At 56.9% G+C, this 17,568-nt stretch carries 16 protein-coding genes; 9 read left to right on the top strand and 7 right to left on the bottom strand.

The annotated features are described in order from the left end of the window. The first annotated feature begins 11 nt into the window (after window positions 1-11). Entirely contained in the window at window positions 12-905 is an 894-nt protein-coding gene (locus tag ACR0IU_RS02415; RefSeq protein WP_480715117.1) for a DMT family transporter, read from the top strand. A gap of 28 nt (window positions 906-933) precedes the next feature. On the opposite strand, the gene ACR0IU_RS02410 is transcribed toward ACR0IU_RS02415, so the two are convergent. From ACR0IU_RS02410 to ACR0IU_RS02400, 3 genes are all read right to left on the bottom strand, one after another. Next, window positions 934-2,754 carry a M3 family oligoendopeptidase gene (locus tag ACR0IU_RS02410; RefSeq protein WP_480715116.1) on the bottom strand — a complete coding sequence of 607 codons (1,821 nt, stop codon included), beginning with the start codon at window positions 2,752-2,754 and terminating at the stop codon, window positions 934-936. Window positions 2,755-2,833: 79 nt separating this feature from the next. Beyond that, a complete protein-coding gene (locus tag ACR0IU_RS02405; protein WP_480715115.1) occupies window positions 2,834-3,805 on the bottom strand; it encodes an alpha/beta fold hydrolase in 972 nt (323 codons plus the stop codon). Beyond that, the gene (locus ACR0IU_RS02400) at window positions 3,805-4,095 is read right to left on the bottom strand and encodes an SCP2 sterol-binding domain-containing protein (RefSeq protein WP_010439389.1); all 291 of its coding nucleotides are present in this window, start codon (window positions 4,093-4,095) and stop codon (window positions 3,805-3,807) included. The genes ACR0IU_RS02405 and ACR0IU_RS02400 overlap by 1 nt, the downstream gene beginning before the upstream one ends. 30 nt (window positions 4,096-4,125) lie before the next feature. Here ACR0IU_RS02400 and ACR0IU_RS02395 point away from each other — a divergent pair, with 30 nt between their 5' ends. The 6 genes from ACR0IU_RS02395 (at window position 4,126) to ACR0IU_RS02370 (ending at window position 10,021) form a co-directional block, all read left to right on the top strand. Next, a complete protein-coding gene (locus tag ACR0IU_RS02395; RefSeq protein WP_480715114.1) occupies window positions 4,126-4,734 on the top strand; it encodes a tetratricopeptide repeat protein in 609 nt (202 codons plus the stop codon). 23 nt (window positions 4,735-4,757) lie between these two features. Next, the gene (locus ACR0IU_RS02390; protein WP_480715113.1) at window positions 4,758-7,565 is read left to right on the top strand and encodes a helicase-related protein; all 2,808 of its coding nucleotides are present in this window, start codon (window positions 4,758-4,760) and stop codon (window positions 7,563-7,565) included. A gap of 6 nt (window positions 7,566-7,571) precedes the next feature. Next, the gene (locus ACR0IU_RS02385; protein WP_480715112.1) at window positions 7,572-7,937 is read left to right on the top strand and encodes an RNA-binding S4 domain-containing protein; all 366 of its coding nucleotides are present in this window, start codon (window positions 7,572-7,574) and stop codon (window positions 7,935-7,937) included. 65 nt (window positions 7,938-8,002) lie between these two features. Further along, on the top strand, window positions 8,003-8,341 hold the full coding sequence (fdxA, locus tag ACR0IU_RS02380; protein ID WP_010439399.1) for a ferredoxin FdxA: 339 nt from the start codon (window positions 8,003-8,005) through the stop codon (window positions 8,339-8,341). Between the two features lie 284 nt (window positions 8,342-8,625). Continuing rightward, on the top strand, window positions 8,626-9,135 hold the full coding sequence (locus tag ACR0IU_RS02375; RefSeq protein ID WP_010439402.1) for a CarD family transcriptional regulator: 510 nt from the start codon (window positions 8,626-8,628) through the stop codon (window positions 9,133-9,135). Window positions 9,136-9,259: 124 nt separating this feature from the next. Beyond that, window positions 9,260-10,021, top strand: coding sequence for an ion channel (locus ACR0IU_RS02370; protein WP_010439404.1), 762 nt, complete (start codon window positions 9,260-9,262; stop codon window positions 10,019-10,021). On the opposite strand, the gene cobS is transcribed toward ACR0IU_RS02370, so the two are convergent. After that, window positions 10,018-10,782, bottom strand: coding sequence for an adenosylcobinamide-GDP ribazoletransferase (gene cobS / locus ACR0IU_RS02365; protein WP_480715111.1), 765 nt, complete (start codon window positions 10,780-10,782; stop codon window positions 10,018-10,020). The genes ACR0IU_RS02370 and cobS overlap by 4 nt on opposite strands. Before the next feature lie 79 nt (window positions 10,783-10,861). Between cobS and cobT the strand changes: the two genes are divergently transcribed. Next, window positions 10,862-11,872 carry a nicotinate-nucleotide--dimethylbenzimidazole phosphoribosyltransferase gene (cobT, locus tag ACR0IU_RS02360; protein WP_480715110.1) on the top strand — a complete coding sequence of 337 codons (1,011 nt, stop codon included), beginning with the start codon at window positions 10,862-10,864 and terminating at the stop codon, window positions 11,870-11,872. Here the strand turns inward: cobT and ACR0IU_RS02355 are convergent. Both ACR0IU_RS02355 and ACR0IU_RS02350 read right to left on the bottom strand, forming a co-directional pair. Further along, window positions 11,869-13,752 (bottom strand): monovalent cation:proton antiporter-2 (CPA2) family protein, encoded by a 1,884-nt coding sequence (locus ACR0IU_RS02355; RefSeq protein ID WP_170539127.1) that lies wholly within the window; start codon window positions 13,750-13,752, stop codon window positions 11,869-11,871. The two genes, cobT and ACR0IU_RS02355, sit on opposite strands and share 4 nt — an antisense overlap. A gap of 20 nt (window positions 13,753-13,772) precedes the next feature. Continuing rightward, window positions 13,773-14,228, bottom strand: a complete 456-nt coding sequence (locus ACR0IU_RS02350) for an Lrp/AsnC family transcriptional regulator (RefSeq protein WP_010439413.1) — start codon at window positions 14,226-14,228, stop codon at window positions 13,773-13,775. Between the two features lie 147 nt (window positions 14,229-14,375). Between ACR0IU_RS02350 and hppD the strand changes: the two genes are divergently transcribed. Then, a complete protein-coding gene (gene hppD, locus ACR0IU_RS02345) occupies window positions 14,376-15,473 on the top strand; it encodes a 4-hydroxyphenylpyruvate dioxygenase (protein ID WP_480715109.1) in 1,098 nt (365 codons plus the stop codon). 56 nt (window positions 15,474-15,529) lie between these two features. On the opposite strand, the gene ACR0IU_RS02340 is transcribed toward hppD, so the two are convergent. Then, window positions 15,530-17,455, bottom strand: coding sequence for a hypothetical protein (locus ACR0IU_RS02340; RefSeq protein ID WP_480715108.1), 1,926 nt, complete (start codon window positions 17,453-17,455; stop codon window positions 15,530-15,532). Between the last annotated feature and the right edge of the window lie 113 nt (window positions 17,456-17,568).

Below are 17,568 nucleotides of genomic sequence, written 5' to 3'. Positions count from 1 at the left end.
AGGAGCGCCCTTTGAAGGATCAGCCGCAGAGATCATTACTGCAAAACGGGTTGGTTCTTGGGTTCCTCGCCGCGTTTCTATGGGGCACGCACAGCGTTATCGTGCGGTACCTGACCAGTGATCTCGGTGGGTTACAGATTGCCGTATCGCGCTTGTTCATAGCCGCATTTGCGATCTACTGCATGTTGCGGGTGATGGGCGCGCGGGTCTCGGTTCGGTACAGGGATTGGAACTTCCGGCTGGCGGTTTTGTCGACGGTAGTGAACTATATCCTGTTCCACATAGGCTTGGAACATACAGGTGCTGCTAATGCGATGGTGCTTGAGAATACCGCGCCGTTCTTCGTGTTGATATTCCTGTATTTCTTCGCGGATACCACCGTTGGCCGGACTGATGTGCTGGCGACGCTGTTGGCGATCCTCGGTGTGTTTCTGACCGTCTACCGGGATTTTCAGGGCGGGGGAGAGCCCCTGTTGGGCGATCTGATGGAAATCGGGGCGGGGCTCAGCTGGGCGGTGTTCCTGATTTCCAGCAGCCGCGCGATGCAGACCTCGGAAACTACCGCCGAAAGGTTGAACTTCCTGTTTGGCATCTTTTTGTGTTCGGGCGTCTTGTTGATGCCACCGGCGGCTTTCTCGTTCCAGATGCCAACCGCAAATGATGTGATCTTCTTGATCCTTCTGGGCGTTTTGCCCACCGCGCTTGCCTATTATCTTTGGTACGAAGCCGCCGCGCGCGTGTCGACATTGACGGCGACGCTGCTATTCGCCGCGTCGGTTGTGTTTACCTTTGTCAATTCGGCGCTGTTTCTGGGCGCAACGATCACACCGCTTGCGATTGTCGGCGCGTTTTTGATCGTGACGGCCATTTTCGTGACGACGATGAAATCAACCAAAGAGAAATGAGGCAGCCCTTGCAAGCTGCCCCTTAGATTTAGCTTTCCATCGCTTCCAGTTCGTCAATAAAGCTTGAGATCATCGACAGGCCTTTGTCCCAGAACTCGGGATCGCTGGCGTCCAGTCCGAACGGGGCAAGAAGCTCTTTATGGTGCTTCGAGCCGCCGGCACGCAGCATTTCGAAATACTTGTCCTCGAACCCGTCCGCACCGCTTTCGTAAACCGAATAGAGCGCGTTCACCAAGCCGTCGCCAAACGCATAGGCATAGACGTAGAAGGGCGAGTGGACGAAGTGCGGGATATAGGCCCAGAAGGTCTCGTACCCGTCCATGAATTCGAATGCGGGGCCAAGGCTTTCGGCCTGAACGCTCATCCAAAGGGCGTTGATGTCGTCCGGGGTCAGTTCGCCCTCGCGACGGGCGGCGTGCAGTTTGCATTCGAAGTCGTAGAACGCGATTTGGCGGACAACCGTGTTGATCATGTCCTCGACCTTACCGGCCAACAGCACCTTGCGCTGTTCCGGGGTTTCGGCCTGATCAAGCATTTTGCGGAAGGTGAGCATTTCGCCAAAAACCGAGGCTGTTTCGGCCAGAGTCAGCGGTGTCGATGACAGCATCTCGCCCTGATCGGCGGCCAAAACCTGATGTACGCCGTGGCCCAATTCATGCGCCAGAGTCATTACATCGCGCGGTTTGCCCAGATAGTTGAGCATCACGTAGGGATGGACCTCGGTGACGGTGGGGTGCGCGAAGGCACCGGGCGCTTTGCCAGGCTTAACCGCCGCGTCGATCCAACCCTTCGAGAAGAAGGGGGCTGCGATCTCACCCATCCGAGGATCAAACGCGTTATAGGCGTCCATCACCGTCTTCTCGGCCTCGGACCAATCAACGATGCGGGTGTCCTCCATCGGCAACGGTGCGTTGCGGTCCCAGACTTGCATGACGTCCAGACCAAGCCATTTGCGTTTCAGTTCATAATAACGATGGCTCAGCTTGGGGTAGGCGGCCACAACTGCCTCGCGCAGCGCTTCGACCACTTCGGGCTCAACGTCGTTGGACAGGTGACGTCCAGTCTGGGCAGTTGGCATGTTGCGCCAGCGATCGACGATCTCTTTTTCCTTGGCTTGCGTGTTATGAACGCGGGCGAAGGTTTTGATGTTGCTCTGGAAAACGCTTGCAAGTTCACGCGCAGCAGCCTCGCGCTTGGCACGGTCCTGTTCGGTCAGCAGGTTCAGCGTGCCTTCGATATTCAGCTCTTCACCATCAACGGTAAAGGTCAGGCCCGCGATGGTTTCGTCGAACAGGCGTTCCCACGCGTCGCCGACAACGCCGAGGTCGTGCAGAAATTTTTCCAACTCATCGGACAGTTGATATGGTTTCATCGCGCGAATGCGACGGAACACCGGTTCGTATCGTGCCAGATCGGCATTGGCGGCGAAATGCGCGGCCAGCTCGTCATCATCGATGCGGTTCAGTTCCAAAGTGAAAAACACCAGCGGCGTGGTGAAGACGGTGATCTTCTCCTGCATGTCCGACAGGAACTTGGCACGATCCGCGTCGGTGGTCAGCTGGTAATAGCGCAGACCGGCGAAAGACATAATCCGCCCGGCGATGGCGTTGATCTTTTCGTTGCGCAGCACGCAGGTCAGCAGTCCAGCGGCGTCCAGTTCGGCCAACTTGCCCTCATAATCTGCGGCAAAGGACGCACATTCGCCTTCCAGCCAGTCCAGATCGCGGGACAGTTCAGGCGCATCTTCCGAGGCGTAGAGGTCCGTCAGATCCCATTCCGGCAAATTGCCCAGATCATCGGCACCGCCACTTGCATTTGCATCACGGACGGGGAAGGGAAGGTCGCGCATGGAACACCTCGAATAAACTGCGTTGGCAAACATTTAGGCGCGGCACGTCCGGATCACAAGCAAGCTGTCGGCTTGGGCCTTAATGACAGGGCTCGGGTTTTGGTTTCGCCGCGGCTGCCGCGAAATGTGCAGCCAGTTGATCAAAGACCGGCTCGCGCACCTCGGGTGCCTCCATCAGAACTTCGTGTTCGCCGTCGGGGATCTCGACCAGAGTACCACTGGGCCAGTCGGCCATCCGGGCTCGGATCGCTTTGCGATCCACAATCTGTTCGTGACTACCCAAGAAGGTCAGGGCAGGGATGTCGGGCGCGGTCTGTTCCATCAGCCAGGTGCATTCATCCATCGCCTCTCGCAGCCAGATGGTGGATGGTGCCCCCAAAGCCAACTCAGGATGCGCGGCCAGCTGGCCCTGCATCATTCGGTACATCGCCGGATCGCGCGTCAGCACGTTTCCTTCGAAAGGTTGCGACACCACATAGCTTTCCAGAGAGGTTGTGGGCGGCTTTTTCTCTCCCAACCCCAGGCGCGGCCCCCAATAGGCGGTCAGCTGGCTGAGCGGTTTCATGATCGGTGTAAAGAAAATACCCCACATCGGCCCTGTGAAGGCACAAGCCGCGAAGTCATCTCCTTCCAGAACCGCGCGCAACCCAATGGCACCACCCATCGAGTGACCGATCACAAACCAGGGTTTGGGCAATTCCTGTTGCGTGGCGAGTGCCAGGGTGGATCGAACGTCATGCTGATAATCAGTGAATTGTTCGACATGACCGATTCTCGGATCATCAAGCAAGCGATCCGCCAGACCTTGCCCGCGCCAGTCAACGGAAAAGCAGGCAAAGCCCCGGCTCACGAATTCAAGGGCCGCGTCGCCGTATTTCTCAATATATTCCGTTCGACCGGGGAACAGCATCACCGTGCCGCTCGCATCACCTTCGGGCAGCCAATGTGCCACGCGGATGCGTATGCCGTCTTCGGTAGTCAGCCAATGGGCCAATCCACCAGCAGGGCCGCCGGCCACGTCTTCGAATAAGGGGGCCGGCGAAAACTCCATCAGGCCAGCACCGAGGCGAGTTTCATGGCGATTCCCATGTCTCCGTCAACGCTCAGCTTGCCGGACATGAATGCACCGGTTGGGTTCAGGTCGCCGCTGAGGATTTGTTCAAAGGTGTCCGCATCGGCGCTGAGGGTCACATCAGCCTCGTCGTCGCTGACGCGCGCACCGCTTGCATCAAGGATGATAGATCCCAGATCGGCGATGGCAAACTTGGCCGACGCGTCGAAATCGCCGCCAGACAGTTTCTCATTCAATGCCGCCGCGGCTTTTTCCAGAATATCGCTCATGGTCTTCCTCATATTGTTCATGCGCCGTGAATGGACATCCCCGGCCGCAACGCTACACTGACCATTGTTATGGGTATTGCAATCACCAATCTCAAACGTACCGTCGCGGCACTTGCCGTCATAGTCACGTTTTCCACCACTTGTACTGCGCAAGAGGCGGATTCGCGCGACGAGGCGGAGCTGTTGCAGCAACTGGCGCAATCGACGCCCGAGCAGGCCATTGGTTTGGATCGGCAATTGCAGGCGCTGTGGTCACAATCCGGTTCGGCCTCGGCTGATTTGCTGCTTGAGCGCGGGCGAGAGGCGTTGGATGATGGCGATGTCGAGGCTGCTCTGGACCATCTGACAGCGCTCATTGATCATGCACCTGAATTCGCCGAAGGCTGGCACGTGCGTGCATCGGCTTTTTTCGGCATAGAGCGGTTTGGTATGGCAGCTGCGGATCTTGAACACGCTTTGACCCTTAACCCAAACAATTATGAGGCTATCTATGGCCTTGGGCTGATCTTCGAGATTGTAGGTAAGCCCGAGCAGGCATTCGAGGCCTATTCGCGCGCATTGGCTATACATCCCCATCATGAAGAAGTAACCAATGCCGTGAATCGGCTGAAGCCTCAGGTTGCAGGCAAGGCGCTGTAAGTCTCAGGGCGCAGGGGGCGAAGGTGAGCGGGTCATCCCGAATCGTGGCCGTACTTGGCCCAACGAACACAGGTAAAACCCATTACGCGATTGAACGTATGCTGGGGTACCGGACAGGTGTGATCGGCTTGCCCCTGCGTCTGTTGGCACGCGAGGTTTATGACAAGATCGTCGCCATTCGCGGACCCTCCGTCGTTGCGCTGGTCACGGGCGAGGAACGTATCGTGCCGCCGCGGGCGCAATATTGGGTCTGCACGGTCGAGGCGATGCCCGAAGGGATGGGCGCCGATTTCGTTGCTATCGACGAAATCCAGCTCTGTGCCGACCCTGAACGCGGTCATGTTTTTACCGACCGTCTGCTGCGCTCGCGTGGAACGAATGAGACGTTGTTCCTCGGCTCTGACACTATGCGGGGTGCGATTGCCGCGCTTGTTCCCGAGGCGCAGTTTGTCCGGCGCGAGCGGATGTCTCAACTGGTCTATTCTGGAAGCAAAAAGATCAGCCGAATGCCCTCGCGCAGCGCGATTGTCGGGTTCTCGGTCGACAATGTCTACGCCATCGCGGAATTGCTGCGTCGTCAGAAGGGCGGGGCGGCGGTGGTCATGGGGGCGCTCAGCCCTCGCACGCGGAATGCGCAGGTTGACCTCTACCAGAACGGCGAGGTTGATTATCTGGTGGCTACCGATGCCATCGGCATGGGGTTGAACTTGGATGTGAACCATGTGGCGTTTTCATCCCTGACCAAGTTTGATGGCCGCCGAATGCGGCCTTTGGCTCCCAACGAACTGGCCCAGATCGCAGGGCGGGCCGGGCGAGGTATGTCGGATGGCACTTTTGGTGTAACTGGTGAAGCCCCTCCGCTGGAGGAGGGCGTGGCCCAAGCCATTATGGACAGCCGGTTCACGCCGATGAAGAAGCTGAACTGGCGGAATGCCGCTTTGCGGTTTGGCTCGATCGAGGCATTGATCGACTCGCTCGAGGTCAGCCCCGACAATGAGCACCTGATCAAGGCGCGGCCCGCCGACGACCTGAACGTTCTGAAATCTTTGTCCCAAGTCACCGAAGTTGTCGCCCGCGCCAGCGATGGACCATCGGTACGATTGCTGTGGGATGTATGCCGAATCCCCGATTTTCGCGGTATAAGCCACGCCGAACATGCCAGCCTGCTCGAAGTGATCTATGGCCACCTGCATGAGCGCGGATCCATCCCTGACGATTTCATGGCGCGGCAAATCCGCCGCATAGACCGTACGGACGGAGATATTGATGCGCTGTCCAAAAGGTTGGCGTATATTCGCACTTGGACATATGTTGCGCAACGAAACGGATGGGTGCGTGACGAATCCCATTGGCGTGATGAGACGCGCACTGTAGAAGACAGGCTGTCGGACGCTCTGCATGACCGTCTGACCCAACGATTTGTGGACCGGCGTACATCTGTTTTGCTACGCCGGCTCAAACAGAAGGAGGCCCTTTTGGCCGAAGTAAATGACAAGGGTGAAGTGACCGTCGAAGGCGAATTCGTCGGTCGTCTGGAAGGGTTCCGGTTTTCGCCGGACAAAAGCGCGCAAGGAACCGAGGCGAAAGCTTTGAAATCGGCCTCTTTGCAAGCACTCGCGCCGCAATTCCATCTGCGTGCCGATCGCTTCTACAACGCGCCCGATACCGAAATAGATTTCACCGATCAGGGCGGACTGATGTGGGGCGAATATGCTGTCGGTAAGCTGGTTGCCGGAGCCGAGCCTCTCAAGCCAGTGGTCGAGGTTTTTGTCGATGAGGCCGCAGGTCCGGACGTCGAACAGAAAGTGCAGCGCCGGTTGCAGCATTTCATCGACCGCAAAGTGGCGGCGCTGTTTGAGCCGCTGCTGAATCTGTCGCGCGACGAAGAACTGACTGGTCTTGCCAAAGGCTTTGCATTCCGCATGGTTGAGGCGCTTGGCGTGCTGCCCCGTGCGCAGGTCGCGCAAGAGGTCAAGGATCTGGATCAGGACGCGCGCGGCGCGCTTCGCAAGCACGGCATCCGATTTGGTCAGTTCACCATCTTCATGCCACTGCTGCTGAAACCTGCACCAACGCGCCTGCGTCTGGTTCTGTGGGCATTGTCCAGCGGCTTGCAGGAATTCCCCGAAGCACCGCCTCCGGGTCTGGTCACCGTGCCGGTCGCGAAGGATGCACCGCAGGGTTATGACACCATGTGCGGTTATCGCGATGCAGGCGAACGCTCGATCCGGATCGACATGCTCGAACGTCTGGCCGACATGTTGCGGTCCGAGGACAGCCGGGGTGGTTTCGAAGCCAAGCCTGATATGCTGTCGATCACTGGTATGACTTTGGATCAATTTGCCGACCTGATGCAGGGGCTGGGCTACAAGGCTGAACGTGGCGAACGTGAGAAAGTGAAGCCAGTACCGGTCGAAACCGCACCCGAAACTACGACAGACGCGCCCGAGCAAGCTGTCGCTGAAGATAACTCTGCGCCAGATGCGCCGACCGAAGACGTCGCGACACCCGCCGAGGCGTCAGCCGAGGCCACCGACAGCACCGAGACGGCAGACGAGACACCTGCTGCGAACGAACCCGAGGTCGAGGTGTTCTATACCTTCACCTGGGGTCGCCAGCGCCAGCAAAACCGTGGCCCACGTCGCGAGCAGGGGCAGGGTAAAGGCAAGCCGCGTGGTAAGCCGCAAGATGGTCGCAAGCCGCATGGTAAGAAAGGTGGCAAACCTCAGGGTGCCAAGTCCTTCTCGTCTCGGCCGCCCAAGAAGGAAAAGGCCATCGATCCCGACAACCCGTTCGCAGCAGCGCTGATGGGTCTGAAGGACGGTAACTGATCCGCGATGGCCGAGGCCAAGCTGCGGATCGACAAATGGTTGTGGCAGGCGCGGTTCTTCAAGACCCGTAACCTGGCCGCCAAACAGGTCAGCTGCGGCCATGTTAGACTAAACGGAAACCGGGTGCTGAAACCGGCGCAGGCCGTGGCACCCGGGGACGTCCTAACCTTTCCCCAGGGACGGATCGTCCGCGTTGTGCGTATCGAAGCGCTCGGAGAGCGCCGCGGCCCGGCCCCCGAGGCGCAAGGTTTGTACTTCGATATGACCGAAAAGCAGGATGTACCGCCCAAGAATCCCGGATTTGAAGGAAAAGGTCGTCCAACCAAGAAGGAAAGGCGCGCGCTTGATCTTTCTCGCACCCCAAAGGGGTGATCTGACCTTGAAGAGGCGGTCAGACTGGATTAGCTAGTCGCCAAAGCGCAAACGGGAATTCCAAAATGACCTACGTTGTCACCGAAAACTGCATTGGCTGCAAATACACCGACTGTGTCGAGGTATGCCCGGTGGATTGTTTCTACGAAGGTGAGAATACACTGGTCATTCACCCCGACGAATGCATCGACTGCGGTGTTTGCGAACCCGAATGCCCCGCCGACGCAATTCGCCCCGATACCGAGCCGGGTATGGAGCAGTGGGTCGAGTTCAACCGGAAATACTCGGAAATGTGGCCGGTGATTGTGACTAAGAAAGACCCCTTGCCCGAGGCAGAGGAACGCGACGGCGAAGAAGGCAAGATGGAGAAATATTTCTCGGAAGCACCCGGCGAAGGTGGTTAACCGATTCGGTGGCCCCTAACCGTACGTTAGACAACAATCTGCGCTATAATACATTGAGGTAAAAAGGGAATCTCCCATTTGCCTCAGGTCGGTCTTTTGAGTGTCGCAATTTTGTGATATACTTGGGGTCGAATGATGACTGTGATTGGGATGTGCTCCGTAAGTATGCTCGCTTTGGAGTTCTGATTTTATGACAAATAAGCCGCCTGACGGGGCCGTTTAGGGCCTCGGCTGTGGTCTTTTTGTCGTCTCATATCCCGATCAGTAATGAAGGATGAATCTGAATGTCGAAATCGAAAAAGCTTGAGTTCCGCCCGAACGATTATGTCGTCTACCCAGCTCACGGTGTAGGTCAGATCGTATCGATCGAAGAGCAGGAGGTTGCAGGCTTCTCGCTTGAGCTGTTCGTAATCTCCTTTGAAAAAGACAAGATGACGCTGCGCGTGCCGACCAACAAGGTCACCGAATCTGGTCTGCGCTCACTCAGCTCACCTGATGTGATCAGTCAGGCCATGAAAACGCTTAAAGGCAAGGCCAAGGTCAAGCGCGCCATGTGGTCGCGTCGGGCGCAGGAGTATGAGCAAAAGATCAACTCGGGTGATCTGATCTCGATCGCTGAAGTGGTTCGTGACCTGCACCGCACCGACGACCAGCGCGAGCAGAGCTATTCCGAACGTCAGCTATATGAGGCCGCGCTTGAGCGTCTGACCCGCGAAGTTGCTGCAGTGTCTGGTGCAGATGAAATCTCGGCCGCCAAGCAGGTGGATGAGGTGCTGACCTCACGCGCTGCCTGATCAAATGCACCACCCATTTCAAAGCCGCTCCGGTATCGGGGCGGCTTTTTTTATGAACCGTCGCTTGGTGCTGTAGTCGTTTCAGGGTATTTTTCTCTGAATATTAGGCGGATACGGGGTCAAGATGAAGCAGGCTGTGAAGTTTCTATACATCAGCCACGACCCGATTTCGGTCTGGTTTCGGTATGGTCTGATCCTGTTCGACATCGCGACGATCGTGTTCTTTGTTGCGACCGCGCATATTCCGCACGGTCCGGGTATTACCGCAACCAGTATTGGGGTCGGTGTGCTCATTCTCATGGATTTTTCTGCCCGGCTTTGGATATCGAAAGATCGTTGGAAGCTACTGCGTCAGATTTACACGTTGGCGGACATTGTTGTTATCGTTTCGCTTTTCCTTGATCCGTTTCTGACCGGCAACTTGGCGTTTCTGCGTATTTTGCGCGCCTTGCGTTTGATTCATTCATACCATTTGCTCAGGGATTTGCGGCGTGACAGCAGCTTTTTCCGAACGCATGAAGACGCGGTGATCGCTGCAATCAATTTGCTGGTCTTTGTCTTTGCGACTTCGACCGCTGTATTGGTCTTTTTTGTGCCGGAAGACACCCAGACGCCCTATATCGACGCGCTGTATTTCACGATGGCCACACTGACGACAACTGGGTTTGGTGACATCACGTTGTCGACGCCGGGTGGTAAGCTGTTTTCGGTTTTCATCATGGTTGTTGGTGTGGCCCTGTTCGTGCGTCTGGCGCAGGCGATCTTCATGCCGCAGAAAGTGCGTTACAAATGCCCCAGCTGTGGACTGTTTCGCCACGACCCGGACGCTGTGCATTGCAAGCACTGCGGCGCGACGCTGCGGATTGCGACGGGGGGTGCCAGTTAGATCAAAGCGATCAGCGTCAGCAGGAATGTGATCTCGGTTATCTGCTGCGTTGCCCCCAGAATGTCGCCGGTCTGACCTCCGATCTTTGCCTTGGCGATCTTCGCAACAATCAGGCTGGCGATCATCGCAAAAAGCATTGGGATCAACGCCAGAGCCCCCAATAAGCCCAATGCCAACACTGCGGCCACTACCAACCCGGCTAATACCGCAGATATCGGCGGTGCGCCGACCGATTGGCTTAGCCCTGAGTGCCGGGCATTTTTTAGAAAAGTCATCAAGGCGGGCATAAGAGATCGGGAATACACACATGCAGCCAGCACACCTGTCATCACCTCGGCGCCAACAAGAGCTGCAATGGCTGTGATACGTAGAATCTGAAATAGCAGCAGTGCCAGCACACCGTAGGTGCCGATATGGCTGTCCTTCATGATCTCGAGTCGCCGCTCGGGCGTGAACCCTCCCCAAAGGCCATCGAACGTATCGGCCAACCCGTCTTCATGCATAGCACCTGTGATTGCGATCAACGCGGCAACGATCAGGCCAGCGACTGCATATTCGGGCAACTGCGCCCAGACTGCGATCCACCCGATACCACACGCCAGGGCACCAACTATCAGCCCTGCAAGCGGAAATGCCCAGACGGCGCGCGACTGGCGAGTAAACGCCTCTTCCGGCAAGCGTGGCAGGGGCAAGCGTGTCAGCAAGACCAGCGCAAGCGGAATATCCCACATGGAAAATGGGGCAGTGTCGTTTTTGGTCACTCCCAGGCCTTTCAGGGTCTTGTTGCTTTGTCAGGTTTGGTTAAACACACAGCACCACTCTGATGCAACGAGGCTTTCAATGCTGCCTGAACTCGACGATTTGAACAGTTTCCGCGACGCGCTGAACGGTGCGGCCGGTCCGGATACTTCTGCCGTGCAGGGCGCGCAAGAGCGCAACGGCCAACTAACCAAACCACCCGGAGCCTTGGGGCGGCTTGAGGACCTGGCGATTTGGTATGCAGGTTGGCGCGGGGATGCGCGGCCTCAGATCACCGCGCCACAGGTTATCGTGTTTGCGGGCAACCATGGTGTCACGGCGCAAGGCGTTTCGGCGTTCCCGCCCGAAGTGACGGTGCAGATGGTCATGAATTTCGAACATGGCGGCGCGGCGATCAACCAGTTGGCCAAGGCTGCGGGCGCGAAGATGGACGTGCACGCGCTGGAGTTGGACCGTTCGACCGCAGATTTCACCCAAGCCCCCGCGATGAACGAAGAGGAATTTCTGAGCGCGTTGCGCACGGGATGGCAAGCGGTTGATCCGCAGGCCGATCTGCTGGTTGTCGGAGAGATGGGGATCGGAAACACCACGCCGGCTGCCGCCATCGCTTGCGCGCTGTTTGGTGGAGACGCCGCCGACTGGACTGGGCGCGGGACCGGTGTGGATGATGCAGGTCTGGCAAACAAAACCCGCGTCGTTGCCGAAGGGGTTGCCCTGCACGGTCAGGGCGACGGTCTGCATATCCTTCAGTGCCTAGGGGGGCGCGAGATTGCAGCCATGGCAGGCGCGATTGCCGCTGCGCGTGTGTTGCGGATCCCGGTCGTACTGGACGGATTCATCTGCACAGCGGCAGCGGCCTGTTTGGCGCAACTTTCGGACACTGCGCTGGATCACACTGTTGCGGGCCATCAAAGTGCCGAAGGTGCACATGCCGCAATGCTGAACAAGCTGGGTAAGGAACCGTTGCTAAGCCTTGGCTTGCGCCTGGGCGAAGGTTCGGGCGGGGCGCTGGCGATCAATATTCTTAAAAGCGCCGTGGCCTGTCATTCCGGCATGGCAACGTTTGCCGAGGCCGGAGTTGCAGACGGTTAAGCCGACTTTTTGGCGTGTTCCTCAGCCAGTTCCAGCAGCGCGGTTTCTAGGTCTTTTTCAAGTTGCCGCGCCCGCTCGATATACTTTTTGTTTTCTGCGGTAGGCATGCCGGGTATCCACAGCTCGGCCAACTCGCGTACCGATCCTCGGTCGTGGTGATAGAACGTTTGTTCGGCCTGCGCGGCTTCATATTCACTAAGGCCGATATTCTCGAGAACATAGCGGCCCGCACGTAGTGACCCATCGAACATTTCGCGCACGATGTCATTGGCCCCGGCCTGATAGAGTTCGTAAACATGAGTGCGATCTCGCGCCCGAGCGATGATGTGCAGGTCAGGCCGCTGGCGGCGCGCATATCCGACCAGACGGGTGACCTGTTTGTAATCATCCATGGCCGCGACCAAAACCGAGGCTTTTTCAATCCCGGCGGCGCGCAGCAGTTCGGGACGCGTCGGATCGCCCAAGAATCCTTTGACGCCAAACCGGCGCATAAGCTGGATGGTTTCAATGTCGTGATCAAGAACCACGGTCTTGAATCCGCTTGCCTGTACCAGGCGATTCACGATCTGACCAAAGCGACCAATCCCGGCAATTATGACAGGCCCTCTCTCATCAATTTCATCTGGTTCGACCTTTGGCTTGCTCTCGCCGATATAGCGAGAAAGCAGATCGTAGAGGATAAACAGGAGAGGGGTGATCAGCATAGTCAGGGCGATTATCATAAGCAGTTTTTGCGATAAGCCCGGAGGGATCACGTTTTGCTGTGTCGAGAATGCCAGCAGTACAAACCCAAACTCGCCAGCCTGGGCCAATCCCAAAGTAAACAGCCAGTGATCACGTCCACGTAGTTTGAAAGCACGCCCAACGATGAACAGGATGATACCTTTGGCCAAGATCACAAGTAGCGCCAGCCCGATCAGATCAAATGGATCGGCGAAGAAATAGCCCACATCGATCCCGGCACCAACGGTGATGAAGAACAGACCCAGCAGCAGACCTTTGAAGGGCTCAAGGTCGCTTTCCATCTCATGCCGGAATTCCGAACTGGCCAGAACAACGCCCGCAAGAAACGCGCCAAGGGCGGGGGAAAGGCCCACCAGCGTCATCAAGAACGAGATGCCAACCACGATCATCAACGCCAGTGCCGTGTACATCTCGCGCAGGCGGGTGGCGTGGATGAAACGGAAAAGGGGGCGGGTCAGGTAAATTCCCGCCAACACGACAAAGGCGACCACTCCGATTGTTACCAGCGTGACGGCCCAACCGGGCAAACCCTCGACCAGCGATAGTGTGGCGTGATGATCGGCTCCGTGGGCGGAATCCACACCTCGATTGATCGAGCCATCGTCTTCTATGTGGACGCTGGCAGGCAGTGCAAGAAGGGGCAGAAAGGCCAGAATAGGTATGACGGCGATATCTTGCGTCAACAGAACCGAAAATGTGGCTCGCCCGCCATTGGTCTGCATCAACCCTTTCTCGGACAAGGTTTGCAAAACGATAGCGGTGGAAGACAGTGACAACGTAAGGCCGACAGCCAGCGCCACCGACCATTGATGGCCTGCGTAGAACGCCACAGCTGCGATCGCGGCGGTTGACAGGCCAACCTGCAGCCCGCCCAGCCCCAACAACTTGTCGCGCATGTCCCAAAGGGCGCGGGGCTCAAGCTCTAGCCCGATCAGGAACAGCATCATGACAACGCCAAACTCGGCGACGTGCTGAAGGCTCTCTGTTTCTGCGCCTACAAGGCCCAGAATCGGTCCGATTGCAATTCCGGCGGCCAGATATCCTAGCACCGAACCCAGGCCCAGACGTGCGGATAACGGAACGGCGATCACCGCTGCTGCCAAATAGATCGATGCCTGATAAAGGAACTCGTCCATTATTGTCCTCTTAAATCCGCTCAGGTCGGGAGCGGCGCGTCACGTTTCAATTGGTCCATCACGATCTGGCTTTGCACACGTGCTACTGCAGGATGCGGCAGGATGACTTCGTGAAGCAAGCTGTTGAGTGCGGATAAGTCGTCACAATAGACATGAAGCAGGTAATCTGCCTCACCCGTCATCGTCCAGGCACTCGTGATCTCGGGGCGCGTGTTGACCATGCGGGAGAAGCTGGCGGATTGTTCGGGGCCATGTGTGCCCAGATGCACCTGAATGAACCCTTGAACCTGCAACCCCAGCATCAGCGGGTCCAGCCGGGCCGTATATCCGGTGATATAGCCCTCAGCCTCAAGGCGCTGTCGGCGGCGGCCCGCCTGACTGGCCGACAGGTTTAACATCTCACCCAATTGATGTGCCGTCAGGTGCGCATCTTTCTGCAAAGCTGACAACAGTCGTGTGTCTGTTGCATCCAGCATGTGCGGTGAATCTCCGGTTTTTGTGTGTTTCGTGCGGATATTCCGCGCTCAAATTCAGTCTACATGAAAACAATGCGCAGAAACAGCACCGAATAAGGCGTATTTTTGAATCAGCAAAGAAATTCCTGTTTTCCGAGGAGACGCGCCATGGGTCCTTTCCCGCATAACGCCCCGAAATCTGTCATCAGCGAAGAAAACCCAGCCGGCACCGACGGGTTCGAGTTCGTTGAATTTGCCCACCCCGAACCGCAGGAACTGCGCGATCTGTTTGCGCGGATGGGGTTCGAATATGTCGGCTACCACCGCGACACCCCCAAGGTCGAGCTGTGGCAGCAGGGCGATGTCACCTACCTCCTGAACGCGGACCCCGACAGCTTTGCCGCGAAATTCGTCGCCGAGCATGGTCCTTGCGCCCCTGCGATGGGCTGGCGTGTTGTGGATGCGCAGAAGGCTTATGAGCACGCGATTGCCAAAGGGGCCGAGCCCTATGACGGTGCCGACAAGACCATGAATGTCCCGGCGATCAAGGGTATCGGTGGCTCGCTGATCTATTTCATCGATCAGTATTATGACACCTCGCCCTATAACGAGGAGTTTGAGTGGCTGGAGCAATCGAAACCGCGCGGTGATGGGTTCTATTACCTCGATCACCTGACCCACAACGTGTTCAAGGGTAACATGGACAAGTGGTTCAAATTCTACGGCGACCTGTTCAACTTCCGCGAAATTCGCTTCTTTGATATTCAGGGCAAGCATACAGGTCTTTTCAGCCGAGCGCTGACTTCTCCTTGCGGTCGCATCCGCATTCCGATCAATGAGGACCGGGGTGAAACCGGGCAGATCGTGTCTTACCTGAAGAAATACAATGGCGAGGGTATCCAGCATATCGCGGTGGGTAGCGATGATATCTATGGCTCGACCGATGCGATTGCCGAAAAGGGGTTGAAGTTCATGCCTGGCCCGAACGAGACATATTATGACATGTCTTACGACCGTGTGTCTGGCCATGATGAGCCCAAGCATCGAATGATGAAGCACGGAATTCTGATCGACGGCGAAGGCGTTGTTGATGGGGGTGAGACCAAGATCCTGCTTCAGATCTTCTCGAAAACCGTAATCGGCCCGATCTTCTTTGAATTCATTCAGCGCAAGGGCGACGACGGGTTTGGTGAGGGTAACTTCAAAGCCCTGTTTGAATCGATTGAACGCGAGCAGATTGAATCAGGTGAGATTTCGGCCGCCTGATCTGAGATCAATGAAAATAACTGAGCGCTCTGTTTACCAAACAGGGCGCTCTTCTTTTATCCGCGTGGCATCTTGAGGGTGATGTTCTTACCGCGCTTCTGATAGCGCAATTCGCTATCTCCGATGGCCACGACATTCCCACCATCGATACGATCACCCACTTTCAGCTTCTTATAGCGTCCGCTGGGCAGGCGTACCAAGGCACGGCGATTGGCCGGGGTGCCATATACACCGATCAGGTTGAGCTTGCGTAGGTTGATGGCATTATCGATGGTCGCCTGTCGCGCAACCGAGGCGGTTGTCGGTATCTTGGGTTTTACGGCCCTGGGCTGGAATGAACCGGCCTCATCACTGCTGGTTGCCACATTCGCGGTCGATCCCAGCGAAGCACTTTGGGTGCTGGGTTTCTTTGCAACCAATGCGGCGATATTCGCAGGGCGTGGCTTGGGGCGTGGAACAAGAACCACCGCCAGAGCGGTCGGCGTTTCGTCAACCTCGGGCTTGGATTGCAAGCTTTCCGGGCGCAGTTTTGGTCGCACCGAAGCCAATTCCTGGCGAGACCGGCCACCCAATTGTTGTCTTTCGAATTGATCAACAAGGTTGTCGGGCCTTGGGCGGGGTCGGATTGATGCGAGCCTTTCGTCAACCTCTTCAACAACAACGGGCTCTGTCTCAAACCGTGTAGGGGATTCCGGAGGCACCGATGAAGGGCGGCCCAGGTAGACCATCACACCGGCTGGATTCAGAGTGCCCTCTGCGGTCGGCGTTACAAGACCACGTTCGTCCAACTCAAACCTCTGACCAGCGGCGCCGGGCAGGGCGGTGAACTCAAAGGCTTCGTCAGTTTCGAGGCTTTCATGCGGTGGCAGGGCAACGGTGTCGGTCGACAGATCTGCGCGATCAACCGAAGTTAGATAGACATCAGCAAGCTGTTCCAGCGGCGGTTCGGCCAACGGGTTCGGTTCAACAGGCGCGGTCCCGGTGAAGTCATGAAACTCTGCCCCGAAATCTGGCAGGCCAGCAATTTCTTCAACCGGTTCAGGAGCAACCTTCAAAGCTTCGAGAATGGCCTCATCAGTTGCAGACAGATCAATTTCGTCACCGGTGTTCGGCTCGGCGGGTTCAGGTTCAATTGCGAGTTCCGCAACATCTGGTGCGCTGGGTTCCACGGTTGTCGGGACATCTTGCTGTGGCTCTGGAACTAAAACGGGCGCCTCTGCCACGACTGGTTCTGGGGCATCGACCATAGGTTCATCGCTGTTCAGTGACCAGAGACCAAGTACCATGCCCAATAGAACGGATGCAGCAACCGCCGGAATGACATATTTTTTCACCTCTACCGACGAAGAGATCGCGGGCGATTCAGCGCTTTGAGCGGAACGGAAAGCGGTCGGATCAGCGGTATCCGCGATGGGATGAATGGGAATACTCGATGCCTCATCAGGCGTGGCTGCCGGCGATTTTGCCACGAGCGCAGAGCTGATTTCATTTGACTGGAAGTCCATCTCAGACGCAGGCACTTCGTAAACGGACCCTGATAGAGCGTCTTCACCATTGGCACTAAGCCAGAACCCTTCTGGGATAAATCCATGTTCCACCGCAAATGAGTGCGCTTCTTTCAAAGTTTGCTGCGCGACTGCCGCGACGTGAATGTCTGAACCGTTCGGAGTTGCGACAAAGGTCAGCTCGGACAACTGGTATGGCGTTGCTGAGGCTAAAGTTTCTTCAACTTTCTGCGTTGCCGCTTCGGTATCCATTCCATCGGTATCGACCGTCAAAAGACGTACCTGATCCGAAGGAATCACGAGCTTGCAGCTTAGGTTGTTTTCTAGTGCGAATCCCTGATCGCGCAGGGTCCGGATCTGATCAGAGAAATCCGGTGCATCCAACGGGATCGTGCCAATGCAGTACCAGTCTCCATCCGACTGGTGATGCAAGGAAATACCGTTTTCAGAAAATGACAGCACAAAGGCGGGTTTCATGATCGCGATGAACCATAATTGTCAGCTTCAATGCAAACGCTTGGATGTCTGCCCGACGAGATTAGAGCAGGAACTCGCCGAGGGAAAGAAAAAGGCGCGTTTCCCCCTTGCCG

The organism is Ruegeria sp. CL5 (assembly GCF_056536485.1).
This window is presented reverse-complemented; position numbering and strand designations above follow the sequence as displayed.

What these genes read in the sequence shown, in the direction of transcription:
- ACR0IU_RS02410 (WP_480715116.1), bottom strand. Translation starts at nt 2,754, where the DNA reads ATGCGCGACCTTCCCTTCCCCGTCCGTGATGCAAATGCAAGTGGCGGT.
- ACR0IU_RS02405 (WP_480715115.1), bottom strand. Translation starts at nt 3,805, where the DNA reads ATGGAGTTTTCGCCGGCCCCCTTATTCGAAGACGTGGCCGGCGGCCCT.
- ACR0IU_RS02400 (WP_010439389.1), bottom strand. Translation starts at nt 4,095, where the DNA reads ATGAGCGATATTCTGGAAAAAGCCGCGGCGGCATTGAATGAGAAACTG.
- ACR0IU_RS02395 (WP_480715114.1), top strand. Translation starts at nt 4,126, where the DNA reads ATGGACATCCCCGGCCGCAACGCTACACTGACCATTGTTATGGGTATT.
- ACR0IU_RS02385 (WP_480715112.1), top strand. Translation starts at nt 7,572, where the DNA reads ATGGCCGAGGCCAAGCTGCGGATCGACAAATGGTTGTGGCAGGCGCGG.
- fdxA (WP_010439399.1), top strand. Translation starts at nt 8,003, where the DNA reads ATGACCTACGTTGTCACCGAAAACTGCATTGGCTGCAAATACACCGAC.
- ACR0IU_RS02375 (WP_010439402.1), top strand. Translation starts at nt 8,626, where the DNA reads ATGTCGAAATCGAAAAAGCTTGAGTTCCGCCCGAACGATTATGTCGTC.
- ACR0IU_RS02370 (WP_010439404.1), top strand. Translation starts at nt 9,260, where the DNA reads ATGAAGCAGGCTGTGAAGTTTCTATACATCAGCCACGACCCGATTTCG.
- cobT (WP_480715110.1), top strand. Translation starts at nt 10,862, where the DNA reads ATGCTGCCTGAACTCGACGATTTGAACAGTTTCCGCGACGCGCTGAAC.
- ACR0IU_RS02355 (WP_170539127.1), bottom strand. Translation starts at nt 13,752, where the DNA reads ATGGACGAGTTCCTTTATCAGGCATCGATCTATTTGGCAGCAGCGGTG.
- ACR0IU_RS02350 (WP_010439413.1), bottom strand. Translation starts at nt 14,228, where the DNA reads ATGCTGGATGCAACAGACACACGACTGTTGTCAGCTTTGCAGAAAGAT.
- hppD (WP_480715109.1), top strand. Translation starts at nt 14,376, where the DNA reads ATGGGTCCTTTCCCGCATAACGCCCCGAAATCTGTCATCAGCGAAGAA.
- ACR0IU_RS02340 (WP_480715108.1), bottom strand. Translation starts at nt 17,455, where the DNA reads ATGAAACCCGCCTTTGTGCTGTCATTTTCTGAAAACGGTATTTCCTTG.